The 15,082-nt window shown below is 66.1% G+C and carries 13 protein-coding genes; 5 read left to right on the plus strand and 8 right to left on the minus strand.

The features are described from left to right. Window positions 1–32 precede the first annotated feature (32 nt). Window positions 33–1,562: an efflux transporter outer membrane subunit gene (locus A9762_RS07105; protein ID WP_139133126.1), complete on the plus strand. Its 1,530-nt coding sequence runs from the start codon at window positions 33–35 to the stop codon at window positions 1,560–1,562. Here the strand turns inward: A9762_RS07105 and A9762_RS07110 are convergent. Then, window positions 1,534–2,505, minus strand: coding sequence for a LysR family transcriptional regulator (locus A9762_RS07110; RefSeq protein WP_069341328.1), 972 nt, complete (start codon window positions 2,503–2,505; stop codon window positions 1,534–1,536). The two genes, A9762_RS07105 and A9762_RS07110, sit on opposite strands and share 29 nt — an antisense overlap. A gap of 146 nt (window positions 2,506–2,651) precedes the next feature. On the opposite strand from A9762_RS07110, the gene A9762_RS07115 reads away from it, so the two are divergent. Together A9762_RS07115 and A9762_RS07120 are read left to right on the plus strand one after the other, a co-directional pair. Then, window positions 2,652–3,071 (plus strand): VOC family protein, encoded by a 420-nt coding sequence (locus A9762_RS07115; protein WP_069341329.1) that lies wholly within the window; start codon window positions 2,652–2,654, stop codon window positions 3,069–3,071. A gap of 140 nt (window positions 3,072–3,211) precedes the next feature. Next, window positions 3,212–3,916: a fumarylacetoacetate hydrolase family protein gene (locus A9762_RS07120; protein ID WP_069341330.1), complete on the plus strand. Its 705-nt coding sequence runs from the start codon at window positions 3,212–3,214 to the stop codon at window positions 3,914–3,916. An 11-nt stretch (window positions 3,917–3,927) separates the two neighbouring features. On the opposite strand, the gene A9762_RS28865 is transcribed toward A9762_RS07120, so the two are convergent. The 5 genes from A9762_RS28865 to A9762_RS07140 form a co-directional block, all read right to left on the minus strand. Then, window positions 3,928–4,104: a hypothetical protein gene (locus A9762_RS28865; RefSeq protein WP_170836200.1), complete on the minus strand. Its 177-nt coding sequence runs from the start codon at window positions 4,102–4,104 to the stop codon at window positions 3,928–3,930. Between the two features lie 710 nt (window positions 4,105–4,814). After that, the gene (gene glpK / locus A9762_RS07125) at window positions 4,815–6,317 is read right to left on the minus strand and encodes a glycerol kinase GlpK (protein WP_069341331.1); all 1,503 of its coding nucleotides are present in this window, start codon (window positions 6,315–6,317) and stop codon (window positions 4,815–4,817) included. Between the two features lie 92 nt (window positions 6,318–6,409). Beyond that, the gene (gene glpD, locus A9762_RS07130; protein WP_069341350.1) at window positions 6,410–7,948 is read right to left on the minus strand and encodes a glycerol-3-phosphate dehydrogenase; all 1,539 of its coding nucleotides are present in this window, start codon (window positions 7,946–7,948) and stop codon (window positions 6,410–6,412) included. Between the two features lie 255 nt (window positions 7,949–8,203). After that, window positions 8,204–9,055 (minus strand): DeoR/GlpR family DNA-binding transcription regulator, encoded by an 852-nt coding sequence (locus A9762_RS07135; RefSeq protein WP_240493469.1) that lies wholly within the window; start codon window positions 9,053–9,055, stop codon window positions 8,204–8,206. Window positions 9,056–9,242: 187 nt separating this feature from the next. Next, window positions 9,243–9,749: a hypothetical protein gene (locus A9762_RS07140; protein ID WP_069341332.1), complete on the minus strand. Its 507-nt coding sequence runs from the start codon at window positions 9,747–9,749 to the stop codon at window positions 9,243–9,245. 568 nt (window positions 9,750–10,317) lie between these two features. Here A9762_RS07140 and A9762_RS07145 point away from each other — a divergent pair. Beyond that, window positions 10,318–11,469, plus strand: coding sequence for a glycerate kinase (locus tag A9762_RS07145; protein ID WP_069341333.1), 1,152 nt, complete (start codon window positions 10,318–10,320; stop codon window positions 11,467–11,469). A 31-nt stretch (window positions 11,470–11,500) separates the two neighbouring features. Here the strand turns inward: A9762_RS07145 and A9762_RS07150 are convergent, their stop codons facing one another. Further along, window positions 11,501–12,403 carry a LysR family transcriptional regulator gene (locus A9762_RS07150; RefSeq protein WP_069341334.1) on the minus strand — a complete coding sequence of 301 codons (903 nt, stop codon included), beginning with the start codon at window positions 12,401–12,403 and terminating at the stop codon, window positions 11,501–11,503. A gap of 184 nt (window positions 12,404–12,587) precedes the next feature. On the opposite strand from A9762_RS07150, the gene A9762_RS07155 reads away from it, so the two are divergent. Continuing rightward, window positions 12,588–13,841, plus strand: a complete 1,254-nt coding sequence (locus tag A9762_RS07155) for an MFS transporter (protein ID WP_083253706.1) — start codon at window positions 12,588–12,590, stop codon at window positions 13,839–13,841. 45 nt (window positions 13,842–13,886) lie between these two features. Here A9762_RS07155 and A9762_RS07160 read toward each other — a convergent pair. After that, window positions 13,887–15,082: bifunctional 2-methylcitrate dehydratase/aconitate hydratase (locus tag A9762_RS07160; protein WP_069341335.1), on the minus strand; the 1,196-nt coding region annotated here is incomplete at its 5' end.

The following is a 15,082-nucleotide window of genomic DNA, read 5'->3' on the forward strand; positions in this document are numbered from 1 at the left end:
CTCGCCTTAGTTCCTGCCCCTCGGCGTTCGCCATGATGGGCGGGCTGAGCGTGGCGTCCGTGCTCGCCGGCGCGCTGTCGGGCTGCGCTGTCGGCCCCGATTTCCGCACGCCCGACGCCCCGACCGTCGCGCGATACACGACCGGCGCACAGCCTGATACGACCTCGGGTACGTTGGACCTTAATGCACCGCAAGGTCAACGTCAGACACTGACGACCGATGCCGACGTGCCCTCTGCCTGGTGGACCCGCTTCGGCTCGGCCGAACTGAACGCGCTCGTCGCGCAGGCGCTCAACGACAGTCCGACACTGCGACAGGCCGAAGCCAAGCTGCGGCAGGCGCAGGAGGACTATCGCGCGCAGGCAGGCGCGCGGCTGTTGCCATCGGCCGATCTGAAGCTCTCGGGCACGCGCGAGCAGGTCGACCTCGCGTCGTTCGGCATTACCAGCGTGCCGAGCCCCGGGCCGTTCACGCTGTACAACGCCAGTGTGGACGTGTCGTACACGCTCGACGTCTTCGGCGGCAATCGCCGTGCTCTCGAAGGGCTGGCCGCGCAAGTCGACTATCAGCGCTTCGAACTCGACGCGGCACGGCTCTCGCTCGCCGGCAATGTCGTCACCGCCGCGCTGCGTCAGGCCAGCGCTCGCGCGCAACTCGCCGCGCTCGAAGGCATGCTCGTCGCGCAACGCCGGCAGCTCGACATTACGCGCTCGCGCGAGCGCGTCGGCGGCGTGGCAACGCTCGACGTCCAGAATCAGGCTGCGCTGGTCGCGCAAACGGCAGCGCAATTACCGGCGCTGCGTTTGCAGATTTCGCAATACGATCATCAGTTGGCACGCTGGGTCGGTCAGGCGCCCGGTGCATTTACCTCGCCCGCCATCGATATCGCCTCGCTGCAATTGCCGCAGACGGTGCCGGTCTCCCTACCGTCGACGCTGGCCCAGCGGCGGCCCGACATTCAAGCCGCGCAGGCAATGCTTCATAAAGCGAGTGCCGATGTCGGCGTGGCGACGGCGAACCTGTATCCGCAGTTCACCCTGACGGGGAGCTTCGGCACCCAGCGCATGCGCACGGCCGATCTGGGCGATGGCATCAACATCTGGAACATCGGCATGAACCTGCTGCAACCGCTCTTTCGCGGCGGCGAGCTACGTGCGCAGCGACGCTCGGCCATCGCGGCGTACGACGCTGCACTCGCTTCGTATCGGGACACGGTGCTGCTGGGTCTCGCGCAAGTGGCGGACGCGATGCGCGCCCTCGAAGCCGACGCGGACAAGCTCACCGCACAGGCCGACGCCGCGCAGCGCGCCGAGAACGCCTACCGAATCTCAAGCGAGCGTTACCGTGCCGGGGGCATCAGCCATCTGGCATTGCTGGACGCCCAGCGTCAGGCCCTCGATGCGCTGCGTGCGCGACTGGACACGCAAGGCGCGCGGCTGGTGGACACCGCTGCGCTGTGGCAAGCGCTGGGAGGCGCAGCGATGGCGTCGTCGGCAGAGAACCGCGATGCCACACCCGGCGCCGCCGACGACGTCAGCCCTGCGAATCCGCCTCGTCGCTAAGACATTTCATCAACGTACCGACGGGCGCTCGCTTGAGCGCCGACTGACGCACCAACACCCCAAGCTCGCGCGTGAGCGGCGCGCCTGACAGCGGCAACACCTGCACGCCCGAGGCTGCTTTAGCGGCTTTGGCGACGTTGTCGGGCTCGTTAGCACTGCGGCCCCGCGGCGCGCTACGAACCGGCGCACCAGACGCCTTCGCGTCGACCGGCAGACCGATGAGCGTGGCCGGCACGATGGACCATCCGAGTCCCGCACGCACCATGCGCAGAATCACCTCGGGCTCATCGAGCTCCACGCCCTCACGCACCCACAGCCGGTGACGTCGCAAATACCGGTCGACGAGATCGCCGCCGTAGGAGCGCCGGTTGTAGCGCACGAACGGCAGCGCCGACGCCCAGTCGGCGACGTCGCCGCGCGTGCCCTTCGGCGCAATCGCAACGTACGGCTCGTGCATGAGCGTGAGCCACTTCATGTCGGCCGGCACCCCGATGCGCGGACGAATCATCACCGCCAGATCGAGCTCCTTGGCGTCGAGTTGCGCGAGCAGTTGCACGGACATGCCGGGCACGATGTTCAGGTGCGGCATGGCGCCAAGCGCGGTCCAGCGTTGTACCGCACCCGGCAAGAGACCGAGCTGCACCGTAAGGATCGCGCCGACGTGGATGGGTGCGAGCGCCGCCAGTCCGCCCTGCGCCCCGGCGTCTCCACGCATCGCCTGATAGCCCGCAATCACGCCTTGCGCCTGCGCAAGCAGACGCCGTCCGTCGTCCGAGAGCGACACGGCGCGCCCGGTGCGCTCGAACAGTTGCACGCCAAGGTCGTCTTCGAGACGCTGGATCTGGGCGCTCACGGCCGATTGCGTCAGCCCGAGACGCGCGCCGGCCGCCGAGAACGACGCGGTTTCGGCAGCCGTGACGAAGGTTTTCAGGTAGCGGATCATGGATCGAAAATTTCTATGCTGAGCGGTCGAATTATTCGTTTCTGATTATTTTTATCGATGGATAGAATTTACAGCAAATCGACGCATCCATCGCGACACGCGCTGTGCACGACGTCGTTCAACCCCACATTGCACCGGAGTCCCTTATGGCCACGCCGCTTTTCCATCTCGCCTTTCCCGTCCACGATCTCGCTGCGGCCCGCCAGTTCTACGGTGACGTGATGGGCTGCGCCGAGGGCCGGAGCTCGGATCACTGGATCGACTTCGACTTCTTCGGCCATCAACTGGTCGCACACCTGTCGCCGGAAGACGCCGGCAAGCGCATCACCAACCCGGTCGACGGCAACGACGTTCCCGTCCCGCATTTCGGCGTTATCCTTGACATGCCTGCATGGCACGCACTCGCCGACCGGCTGCGCGCGGCGGGCACGCGCTTCGTGATCGAGCCGCATGTCCGTTTCGCCGGGCAAGTCGGCGAACAGGCAACGCTGTTCTTCTACGACCCGTCGGGTAACGCGCTGGAGTTCAAGGCGTTCGCCGACATGTCGCAGGTGTTCGCCAAGTAACCGCAAGTCAGCGGCCAGCCAGTGGACCGGCGCGCCGGTCAGGCCATCCGAATTCCCGACGTCGTCACCGGGCTTGTCCCGGACGACGTCGGTTTGTGTTTGTTGTTGGTATTCGTCTCACATTGTTCGAGAGTCTTCTCATGAGCCAATTCGTTATTTCGGCCCCGCCCCAGGCGTCGGTCTCTGTGGCCGGCAGCGACGCCCGCTTCCCCGTGCGCCGCGTGTTTTGCGTCGGCCGTAACTACGCCGCACACGCCCGCGAGATGGGCAGCAACCCGGACCGTGAACCGCCGTTCTTCTTCATGAAGCCGGCCGACGCCGTCGTGCCCGCCGAGGGCACGCTGCCCTATCCGCCGCTCACGAACGAGCTGCATCACGAGATCGAACTCGTTGTCGCCATCGGCGCCGACGGCGAGAACGTGGATGCCGGCGATGCGCTGTCGCTGGTGTGGGGCTATGGCGTGGGCGTGGATCTGACGCGTCGCGACCTGCAACAGCAGGCCAAAGACACGCGTCGGCCGTGGGACTGGGGCAAGGCGTTCGACGCCTCGGCACCCTGCGGCCCGCTGCACGCCGTGGCCGACGTCGGTCATCCGAACGAAGGCCGCGTGTGGCTCGACGTGAACGGTGAGAACCGTCAGACGGGCGACCTCAACGAACTGATCTGGTCGGTGCCCGACCTGATCGCCGAGATCTCGCGCAGCGTGAAGCTCGCAGCCGGCGATCTGATCTTCACCGGCACGCCCGCCGGCGTCGGTCCGCTCGAACCGGGCGACAAGGTGAGCGCCGGCGTCGCCGGCGTGGGCGAGATCGCCTTCACCGTCGGCCAGAAGCCGGCCGCCTGAGCGAGCCCCCGTCAGGGGTTGCCTGACGTGACGGCAAGGATATCCACAGCAACTGTTGATAACCCTTTGCATAAGTCCCCTGCCGGCGGCGCAATCGCCCGCCGGCATTGACTGTCAAGTGCATTGCCTAATTTGCCGTCACGCGCGTCTTCATTCGCTTCTTCATGCTTCGCGTCAGCGTCGCTCATTGACGCAACGCCGTCGTCGTTCGACGGTCTGCTGCCGCCATCTCCCCATGCACCGCTGCCCCGCGTGAAACGTTTGCCGTGCGCGTGCCTACCGGTCGTTCAATCCTGAAACGTTTTTCGCTGCGCAGCGGAAATTTCGCCACGGCGCTCGCCGAACTTCTCTGTCGATTCAATGAGTTGCGAGCATTGGCATGCTTCTCGCATTGATGAGGGGGCAAGCCGTCCGCCCCCGGGGAAGTCTCTTCGCCAGGCCGACTGCCTCGGGAATCACGCCATGCACGCCACATGGCCCCGGCACGCCCGATGCCTATCCCTCGCCGGGAGCGCCCCGGGTGCGGACGGATTTGCACCAGAGACCGACGGCGCGTGAAGCGTCAGATGTCAAAGACGCCGCGCCGGCCGGTCGGATCGGACAAGGGAATCGAATCAGGGAGAGGATCATGCAAATGCGCCGCACCGGGCCTTGCGCCCTAAGTCCCTGCGTCAGATCGCTCGCACCGGCGAGCCCGGCCAAGTCGGCCCGTCGTCATCCGCGCGAGCGGTGTGCAAGCTGGCGACACCGTCGGCACGAAGCCGCAGGCGATCGCCGTCATGTCGCGCCCGGTCGGGCGCTGCGCTGAAGCGTCCCGGCGGCGAGGCGACGCCGTCCGGTAACATCAGCGCGTGGCTGTCGCCGGCATGGCACGCGACAGCCAGCGATCAGACATCCATCAGCTATCTTCTGCCCACGCCTTGGCCGCGCGCACCGCGCGTTGCCAACCGCCGACCGCACGATCAACTTCCTGCCCGGACAGCTTGCGCGAGAAGCGCTGCTGCAACTGCCACTGGCGCTGCAACGTGTCGATGTCGGGCCAGTAGCCCACGGCCAGCCCCGCGAGATAGGCCGCACCGGCGGCCGTCGTCTCGATCACTTTCGGACGCACGACATCCGCCCCCAGCAAATCGGCCTGCCACTGCATGAGCAGAGCGTTGGCTGCTGCGCCGCCGTCCACCCGCAACTCCGACACATGCAGACCGGCATCGGCCTCCATGGCACGCAGCACGTCGAGTGTCTGGAAAGCGATGCTGTCGAGCGCGGCGCGGGCCACATGGGCCGCCGTGGTGCCACGCGTGGCGCCGAACAGCGTGCCGCGCGCGTGCGGCTGCCAGTGGGGTGCGCCAAGTCCGGCGAATGCGGGCACGAGCACGACGCCATCGGCATCGGGCACGCTCGTCGCCAGCGCTTCGACATCGCGCGAGTGACGAATGATGCCGAGTCCGTCGCGCAACCATTGCACGACCGCACCGCCGATGAAGATACTGCCTTCGAGCGCGTAATCCACCCGGTTGCCGATCTTCCACGCGACCGTGGTGAGCAGGTTATGGCTCGACGCCTGTGGCTTGTCGCCGGTGTTCATGACCATGAAACAGCCCGTGCCATAGGTGTTCTTCACCATGCCGGGCGAGAGGCACATCTGGCCGAACAACGCGGCCTGCTGATCGCCCGCAATGCCGGCGATCGGCACCTGCGCAGAGAACAGCGGCGTGGCCGTATGCCCGTAGACTTCGCTCGACGAGCGCACCTCCGGCAGCATGCTGCGCGGCACGTCGAGCAACGCGAGGAGTTCGTCGTCCCATTCGAGCGAATGGATGTTGAAGAGCATGGTGCGCGATGCGTTCGACACATCCGTCACATGCAGCTTGCCGCCCGTGAGATGCCACACCAGCCAGCTATCGACCGTACCGAAGGCGAGATGGCCCGCCTCGGCCGCCTCGCGCGCGCCGTCGACATGATCGAGAATCCAGCGGATCTTGCTGCCCGAGAAGTAGGAGTCGATGCGCAGACCGGTGCGACTCGCGACCAGCGCTTCGTTGCCTTGCGCACGAAGCTGCTCGCAGAAGTCCGCCATACGACGGTCCTGCCACACGATGGCGTTGTACACCGGCTCGCCCGTGCGGCGATCCCAGACGATCGTGGTCTCTCGTTGATTCGTAATGCCGATGGCCGCGATGTCGCTGCCGGCCACACCGGCGTGCGTCAACGCTTCGGCGGCGACGCCAGCCTGCGTTGACCAGATCTCGCGCGGGTCGTGCTCGACCCAGCCGGGATGCGGGTAGATCTGACGAAATTCCTTCTGTGCGGTCGCCACCACATGACCGTCGCGATCGAACAGTAGCGCTCGCGAACTCGTGGTGCCCTGATCGAACGCGAGGATGTACGCGCCTCCTGACATTGTCTTCGTCTCCTTGATGCGATGGCGGCCGCACTGGACGGCGGCCGCTCTTGCTTTGTGTGGCGCTCAGGTCACCACTTGGCCCGCCGCGCTCAGGCGGCCATGGCCAGATGCTGCTCGAACCATTGCGCCACGCTGGCCTCGCCTTCCTTGCCGACGTGCAAGCCGAGTTTGGTACGGCGCCACAACACGTCCTGCGCGGTGCGCGCCCATTCGTACTGCACCAGATAGCGCAGCTCGGCCTCGTACAGATCGCCGCAGATGCGTTGCCCCAGACCGTCGAGCGAATTCGCATCGCCCACGAGCACGTGCGTGCGCGTGCCATACGTGTGGGCGTAACGCTGCGCGAGCGACGCCGGTAGCCACGGCATCTGTGCACGCAGCGACGTCTCGAACACGCCGGCGTCCGGTTCGGCCATGTCACCGCCCGGCAGCGGCGCACCGGCCGTCCAGTCGCCGTGCGTGAAGCCCAACGCGCCATGAAGATGCGACATCGCCTCTTCTGCGAGACGACGATACGTCGTGATCTTGCCGCCGAACACCGACAGCAGCGGTGCGCGCGTGCCGGGGGCATCGAGTTCGAGCTTGTAATCCCGCGTCACCGCCGACGGATTGGAAACGTCCTCCTCCATCAGCGGACGCACACCCGCGTATGTCCACACGACATCGGCCGGTGTAATCGCCTTGGTGAAGTACTCGCTGGCCGACTTGCAGAGGTAGTCGATCTCGTCGTCGTTGATCGCCACCGTTGCGGGGTCACCGAGATATTCGAGATCGGTCGTGCCGATGAGCGTGAAATCGCGCTCGTACGGAATCGCAAAAATGATGCGTTTATCGGGATTCTGGAAGATGTACGCGTGGTCGTGATCGAACAGCTTGCGCGTCACGATGTGGCTGCCCTTGACGTTGCGAATGCGATGCGTCGCGTCCTGACGCAGCACATCACCGAGCAGGTGGCCGACCCACGGCCCGGCCGCGTTGACGATGGCGCGCGCGCGCACGGTCTGGCGCTCGCCCGCCGTCGTTTCGAGTTGCGCCGTCCAGGAGTGTTCGCCGCGCTCGACGCCGGTCAGACGCGTGCGCGTGAGCACCGTTGCACCGCGCTCGGCGGCGTCCTGCGCGTTGAGCACCACGAGGCGTGCGTCCTGCACCCAACCGTCCGAGTACACGAACCCGCGCGTCAGATCGCGACGCAGCGGCGCCCCTGCCGGATGCTGACGCAGATCGATGCCGCGCGAACCGGGGAGAATCTCGCGTCGCGCGAGGTGGTCGTAGAGAAACAGGCCCGCGCGAATCATCCAGGCCGGACGCAGATTCGGCATGTGCGGCATGACGAAACGCAGCGGCCACATGATGTGAGGCGCGGCGCGCAGCAACACTTCGCGCTCCTGCAACGCTTTGCGCACCAGCCCGAACTCGTAGTATTCGAGATAGCGCAGGCCACCGTGGATCAACTTGGTACTGGCCGACGACGTATGCGACGCCAGATCGTCCTGCTCGACGAGCAACACACGCAGGCCGCGACCGGCGGCGTCGCGGGCGATGCCTGTGCCGTTGATGCCGCCACCCACGACCAGCAGGTCATACGGGGCAGCAGGCGCAGCGGCTGCGGAAGATGTCGTGGAGGCCAGTCCGTTCACGGCTGGGGATTGCGCGGGTGTCTGCACGTCGTCACTCCCAATATCGGGGGCAAATCAGGGAAAAGGTCGAACGGGTTCACGAAAGTTCGGAATGTTCCGAATGTTCGCAAACGTTCTTAGAATGTTCGTTTTCGAACATTAACATTCGAATTCTAACAGATCACGCCACATGAGTTTCGAATTCGCACATTTCAACGTCCCGATGTGGGAATTCGCACATTCGTCATCGCGCACGTCCCGGCAGCGTCAGTCCGCCACGTGGACCAGCGTTCCGGCGTCGGCAATCACCGCCTCCATGCCTGCCGGGACCGGGCGGTCGGTGAACAACGCATCGACTTGCGAAAGATGGCCCAGCCGCACGAGCGCCGGACGTCCGAACTTGCTGTGATCGGCGGCGAGAAACACCGTACGGGACTGCGCGATGATCGCTTCGGCCACACGCACTTCGCGGTAGTCGAAATCGCGCAACGTCCCGTCGGCGTCGATGGCGGAGATCCCCACGATGCCGAAGTCGACCTTGAACTGACGAATGAAATCGAGCGTGGCCTCGCCCGTCACCCCCTGATCGCGCGCGCGCACCACGCCTCCGGTGATGATGACCTCGGCGTCGGCGTAGTTGCTCATCATCGCCGCCACGTGCAGGTTGTTGGTGATGACACGCAGACCGCGATGGCGCGACAACGCCCGCGCCACGGCTTCCGTCGTGGTGCCCAGATTGATGAAGAGTGAGGCGTGATCAGGAATTTGCTCGGCGAGACGCACGGCGATGCGGCGCTTTTCGTCGGCCAGTTGCGTCTGGCGGGCGTCGTACGCGTCGTTCTCAGCGCCCCCGGGCAGGCCGACGCCCCCGTGGTAACGCCGCACCCACTTGCGTTCAGCCAGGAAATTGATGTCGCGGCGAATGGTTTGCGGCGTGACGTCGAAGCGCGCAGCCAGTTCGTCGACGGTCAGGAAGCCGTCGCGGCGAACCGCGTCGAAGAGCGATTGCTGGCGCGGGTTGAGCGACGCCTGTGCCGCGTCACCCGTCGCAGCGGGGCCTTCGGGGATGTCGAGGGCATCGACAGGGTCGGCGGATTCGACAGATTCGGTAGAGGACATCGGCACGCACGCAGGTAATAGCCTTCGCGCCGCCCGACCGGCCGCGCGTTCGCCGTCATGATACCCCGCCGTTGTATGACGTCGCGGTGACAACAGCATGACAGCCGGACCAGCGCCGCCGTCGCCCGATGACACGACGGCGTCTGCGCGAGCCTGACTTAGTCCCTGCGAAGACGCCGGGAAGCTCTCAGAGGCACTGACGTACGGCGTCGGCCAGCGATTGCGGGCCCGTCGAACCGAGGTAGAGCGAGCCTTCGCTGCCCGGCTTGCGCGGTGCGAGGTCGAGAATGGCGAGAATGCCGTCGTCCTGAGACGAGAGTTCGAGCGTCTGGCCCACGCCCGCCTTGACCCGCTGCAAACGGGCGTAAGGCAGTTGCTTCTTCCAGAGTCGCGCGGTGCAGGCGCTCACGCGCGGGAACGTCTTCTTCGACGATCCCTGCCAGACGGCGCCATTGGCCCGCGCATCGTCGATCGTGTCGCGATAGGCCGGCAACGTCTCGACTTTTACGTTTTCCGGTGCAACGTCGGCGACGCTGCCCACCGGCGGATCGTCGGGCTTGGCCGCGACCGGCGCGGTCTGCGCGCACCCGGCGAGCAGCACCGCCAGCGCCAGACTCGCGAGGCTCGCCGCCCGCACGACACCGCGCCGCGCATCGCGCACCGTGCCGAAATTCGTGTTGATGCCCCGGTTCATGGCCCCGCTCCACACTTGCAAATCGTTGCCGCACGCGTCGCGCCAACTGGTTGTCGCCGGCTGTCATGGCAGACCGGGCGATATCGTGACGTCATGCGGGTATCTGGTCGAGGCGCGCTAAATGTCCGACGGCCATGGGATGTCTTGATGCATCCGTGCCGGGCCGCCACGCGCGCCGTCTTGTTCGTTGATGTTGACCGGCTTGTTGTTCACACACGCGCACGCCCGTTTCACGCACCGGTTTCGCAAACGAATCTGCGAAACCGGCGGCCTGTCGGGTGGCGCATTGCCGATTGGCGCTCATCTTACTCGTGTTATTCATAGCATGGCAATTCGCGCAATGCGCGCCGGCCCGAATCGCGTATATTGGCGGTTTCTGTCACACTGCGTCGCACCGCTTCGCGTCCCATCCAGCAGCGAAGCCAGCGTGCGACCCCGCCCACCGGACTACGGACTCACCGTCCTGCCGGTACGCCATAAGCGATAACAACAAGCGGGCCGCGTCTTCACCTGCGGCGCACGTGAATCCTGCCAACCCGAATCACTTTTTGCGACTGTCCCGATTTCCATGTCCAGCAATGCGCAAGCCCCGATCATCGTTATTGCCCCCGATTCGTTCAAAGGTTCGCTGAGCGCGCCTGAAGTGGCGCAAGCCATCGCGTCCGGCATTGCCCGCGTGCTGCCGCAGGCCGATCTGCGTCTGCGCCCGATGGCCGACGGCGGCGAAGGCACCCTCGACGCCCTGCTCTCCGCCGGCGGACGTCGCGTGCCGTTGTCGGTGCGCGGTGCGGGCAACGCCTCGGTCACGGCCGAGTACGGCGTCATGCCCGACGGCACCGGCGTGCTGGAGAGTGCCAACGTCGTGAGCATCACCGACCCGGTCGGCATGCAGACCCCCGTGGCCGAGCGCTCGACGATCGGTCTCGGCGAGTTGTTGCGCGCCCTGCTCGACACCGGCGCACGGCGCGTGCTCATCGGTCTGGGCGGCAGCAGCACGAACGATGGCGGCGCCGGTCTGCTCGTCGGCCTCGGTGCGCGCCTGCTCAACGAAGCCGGTGAAGAGGTCCCGCCGGTGCCGGCCGCGCTGCATCGTGTGGCATCGATCGATCTGAACGGACTCGACGCTCGCCTGAAAGACTGCGAACTGGTGGCGATGTCCGACGTCAACAATCCGCTAAACGGCACGCAAGGCGCGACGGCCATCTTCGGGCCGCAAAAGGGCGTGAGCGAAGCGCAGGTCGAACCGCTCGACCGCGCCATCGCCCACTTCGCCGGTCATGCGCATCGTGCGTTCAACGCCAGTGAAGCGGCCAGCCGTGCAGGCGCGGGCGCCGCCGGTGGTCTGGGTTTCGCCCTGCACCTGCTGGGCGCGCAATTCCGCTCTGGCGCGGAAGTGGTCGCTGAACGCGTCGGTCTGCCGCAAGCGGTGGAAGGCGCCGACTGGCTCATCACCGGCGAAGGCCGCAGCGACGGACAAACGCTGTCGGGCAAGACCCCGATGATCGCTGCGCAGGTCGCCATCAAGGCGGGCGCGACGGCGTCGCTGCTCTCGGGCGCCATCGACCGCAGCGCGCTGGATAGCCTCTCGCGCGTTTTCTCCGGCTGCTTCTCGCTGACGTTCGGCCCGACCACGCTGGAGAAGGCCATCGCAGACGCCGCCGGCCTGCTGGCGGACAGCGCCGAACAGATGGCTCGCCTGCGTTACACGCACAAAGGCTGAACGACGCACGTCACGCCGCGCCCCTGGAGCGTCAGCCGAGTCCGGCGATCCTCTCCCGCAGGCGCGGTGCGGCGAAGTCGAGAAAGACACGTAACTTCAGGGGCAGCGGCGTCTGCCCCTTGTGCACGAGATTGACGGGAAGCGGCGCTGCCTCGAAGTCTTTCAGCACGACGCGCAAGGCGTCGTCGTCGAGCGCCTGCGCGACCTGATACGACAACACGCGCACGAACCCCACGCCGAGCACGGCAGCCGAGATCGCAGCTTCGGCAGTATTCACCGCCAACCGGGAGCGAATCGGCACCGACTGCCCGGTTCTGCCCTCACCGAACTCCCACGCCCGGCGCGACGCCAAAACTTCAAACGTAATGCACGCGTGCCCCTCAAGGTCCCGGGGCCGCTGTGGCACGCCATGTGCCGCGAGATAGCCGGGACTCGCGCAGATCACCCGGCGTACCGCGCCGATGCCCCTCGCCACCAGTGAACTGTCCGGCAAATCGCCGATGCGCAACGCGACATCCGCGTGTTCGTCCATCAGATGCACGACACGATCGGTCAGCATCAGACGCACGTCGATCTCCGGATACTGCGCGAGGAACTCCGCGACCACGGGCAACACGTGCAGACGACCGAACACGACCGGCGCCGTGAGCACCAGCTCGCCCTTCGGTGTGACGTACTCGCCCGTCGCCGTCCGTTCTGCCTCGCCAATGTCTTCAAGAATCCGGCGGCACGCCGCCACGTAGGCGCTACCCGCTTCAGTCAGCGACAACTGACGCGTGGTCCGGTGCAACAACCGGGTCTTCAGGTGCGCCTCGAGCTCTCCCACCTTGCGGCTGACGGTGGCCAACGGCATGCCGAGGCGACGCGATGCGGCCGACAGACTTCCCGCGTCGACCACCGCGATGAGGATGGACATCGATTCGAGCCGATTCATGGACCCTACCAAATTTCGGAAAGATGATTCCTGATCTTGATGGATTCTCTACCTAGGTGCAAGCGCGTAATGTCCGTCATCAAGCGTGGTATCGCACCGTCGGGCACCGTCCGGCCCGATCCGGCCCTGTAGGCCTGACTCGACGGGCGTCCACCTCCGGTGACCTTCATGACAGGAGCGCAATATGCCCTCGCCCGACACTCCGACCTCCTCCAGCACGCCCAGCGCCGCCCCACCACCGCCCGAAATCGCGTCGCGCAGCAAGATCGTCATGATGGCGATCGTCGCGGGTGCGGTGATCACCAACATCTACTGCACGCAGCCGATCCTGCCCCTGATTGCGACGGGCATGCACGTCGATCTGGGGACGGTGGATCTCGTCGCTGCCGCCGCGTTGCTGGGCTTCTCGTCGGGCCTCGCCCTGCTGCTGCCGCTTGGCGACCGTTACGACCGCCGCAAGCTCGTGCTCGTGCAGATTGCCCTCGCCTTCTGCTTTGCGCTGGCCGCCGCCTTTGCCCCCGGCATCTGGGCGTTGATCGCGGCGTCGTTCGGCTTGGGCGTGGTGTGCTGCGTGCCGCAGCAACTGGTGCCGTTCGCAGCCGTCATGTCGCGACCGGAGCAACGCGGCCGGTCCGTCGGCACAGTGGTGAGCGGCATCATGGTCGGCATTCTGCTCGGACGCACGATTGCCGGCGTCGTCGGCGAGACCTTCGGCTGGCGTGCCGTGTACGGCATGGAGGCAGCCTTCATGATCCCGGTGTGGTTCGCGGCGGCCATGCTGTTGCCGAAAGGACGTCCGAGCACCGACCTCTCGTATGCCCGCCTGCTGGCCTCGCTGTGGCCGCTCGCCCGCGATCATCGCCCGCTTCGGGAGTCGATGATGATTCAGGCGCTGTTGTGGGCCTGCTTCAATGCGTTCTGGGTGAACCTCGCTGCGCTGCTCGCGAGCGGACCGTGGCACCTCGGCAGTGCGTGGGCAGGCGCCTTCGGGATCATCGGCGCGGCCGGTGCATTCGCGGCGTCGCTTGGCGGACGCGCCACCGACAAGCTCGGCCCGCGCGGCATCGTCGGCGCGAGCATCGGTATCGTCACGCTGTCCTATCTGGTGCTCGGCGGTGCAAACGTGTCGCTCGCGCTGCTCGTGATCGGTGTGATCGTGCTCGACATCGGCGTGCAGGCGGGCCTCGTCGCCAACCAGACGCGTGCGTTCGCCGTCGACCCGAAAGCGCAGGGACGCATCAACAGTCTCTACATGACGGCGACGTTCTTCGGCGGCGCGGTGGGCGCGACCGTCAGCGGTTGGCTGATGGCGCGCTTCGGATGGACGGGGGTCGTCGCACTGGGTGTCGTGCTCGGCGTGCTCGCGCTGACACTGCACTGGCTGGGCGGACTTCGCCGCCGCCCGGCGGTCGCGGGCGACAAGGCTTCCGCGATGTAATGGATCGGCATCCGGTGTCGCGCCTCGCGCCGGATGCCGTCGGCATCACACCATCAAATCCACGAACTGATGCACCGGCATCGTCTCTAGTCTCTGCCGGTCGAGCGCCACGTCGAGAATGCGCGTCTGCGCGCGGGCGGCGAAGCGGCGCGCCAGATTCGTTCTGAACTTCTCCACCAGCAACGGCATGCCTTCATCGCGACGCCGCTTGTGGCCGATCGGATATTCGACGAGCACTTCGTCGAGCGTCGTGCCGTCGTTCAGCGTGACGCTCAGCCCGTTGGCGATCGAGCGCTTGTCCGGATCGTGATAATCGCGCGTGAACTGCGGGTCTTCCTCGCAGACGATCTTCGCGCGCAACGCGTCGATACGCGGGTCGACCGCGACATCGTCCTCATAATCGGCCGCCGTCAAACGTCCGAACAGCAACGGCACGGCGACCATGTACTGGATGCAGTGATCGCGATCCGCCGGATTGGCGAGCGGCCCCTGCTTGTCGATGATGCGAATCGCCGCCGCATGGGTGCGAATCTTCACCGAGCGGATGTCCTCGGCACGGCGCCCCATGGACGCCAGTTGCCGGTGCAACGCCATGGCAGCCTCGGCGGCTGTCTGCGCATGAAACTCGGCGGGGAACGAAATCTTGAACAACACGTTCTCCATCACGTACGACCCATAAGGCCGCTGGAAGGCGAACGGCTTGCCTTTGAACAGCACGTCGTAAAAGCCCCACGTCTTCGCCGTCAGCACGGACGGATAGCCCATCTCCCCCGTGCGCGCCATGAGCGCGAGACGCACCGCTCGGCTCGTCGCATCACCGGCCGCCCACGACTTGCGACTGCCGGTGTTCGGCGCATGACGATACGTGCGCAGGCTCTGCCCATCGACGAATGCCAGCGAAAGCGCGTTGATCAGTTCGTCGCGCGAGAGGCCCAGCATCTCGCCGACCACCGCCGTCGATGCGACCTTGACCAGCACCACGTGATCAAGCCCGACCTGATTGAACGAGTTCTCCAGCGCGAGACATCCCTGAATCTCGTGCGCCTTGATCATCGCCGCGAGCACATGACGCATCGTGAGCGGCGGCTGCCCTTGCGCCACCGCTGTGCGCGAGAGCCAGTCGGCCGTCATCAGGATGCCGCCGAGATTGTCGGACGGATGCCCCCACTCGGCGGCGAGCCACGTGTCGTTGAAGTCCAGCCAGCGGATCATCGCGCCCAGACTGAACGCGGCCTGCACCG

This window comes from Pandoraea sp. ISTKB, from assembly GCF_001721285.1.
Lineage (GTDB): Bacteria > Pseudomonadota > Gammaproteobacteria > Burkholderiales > Burkholderiaceae > Pandoraea > Pandoraea capi.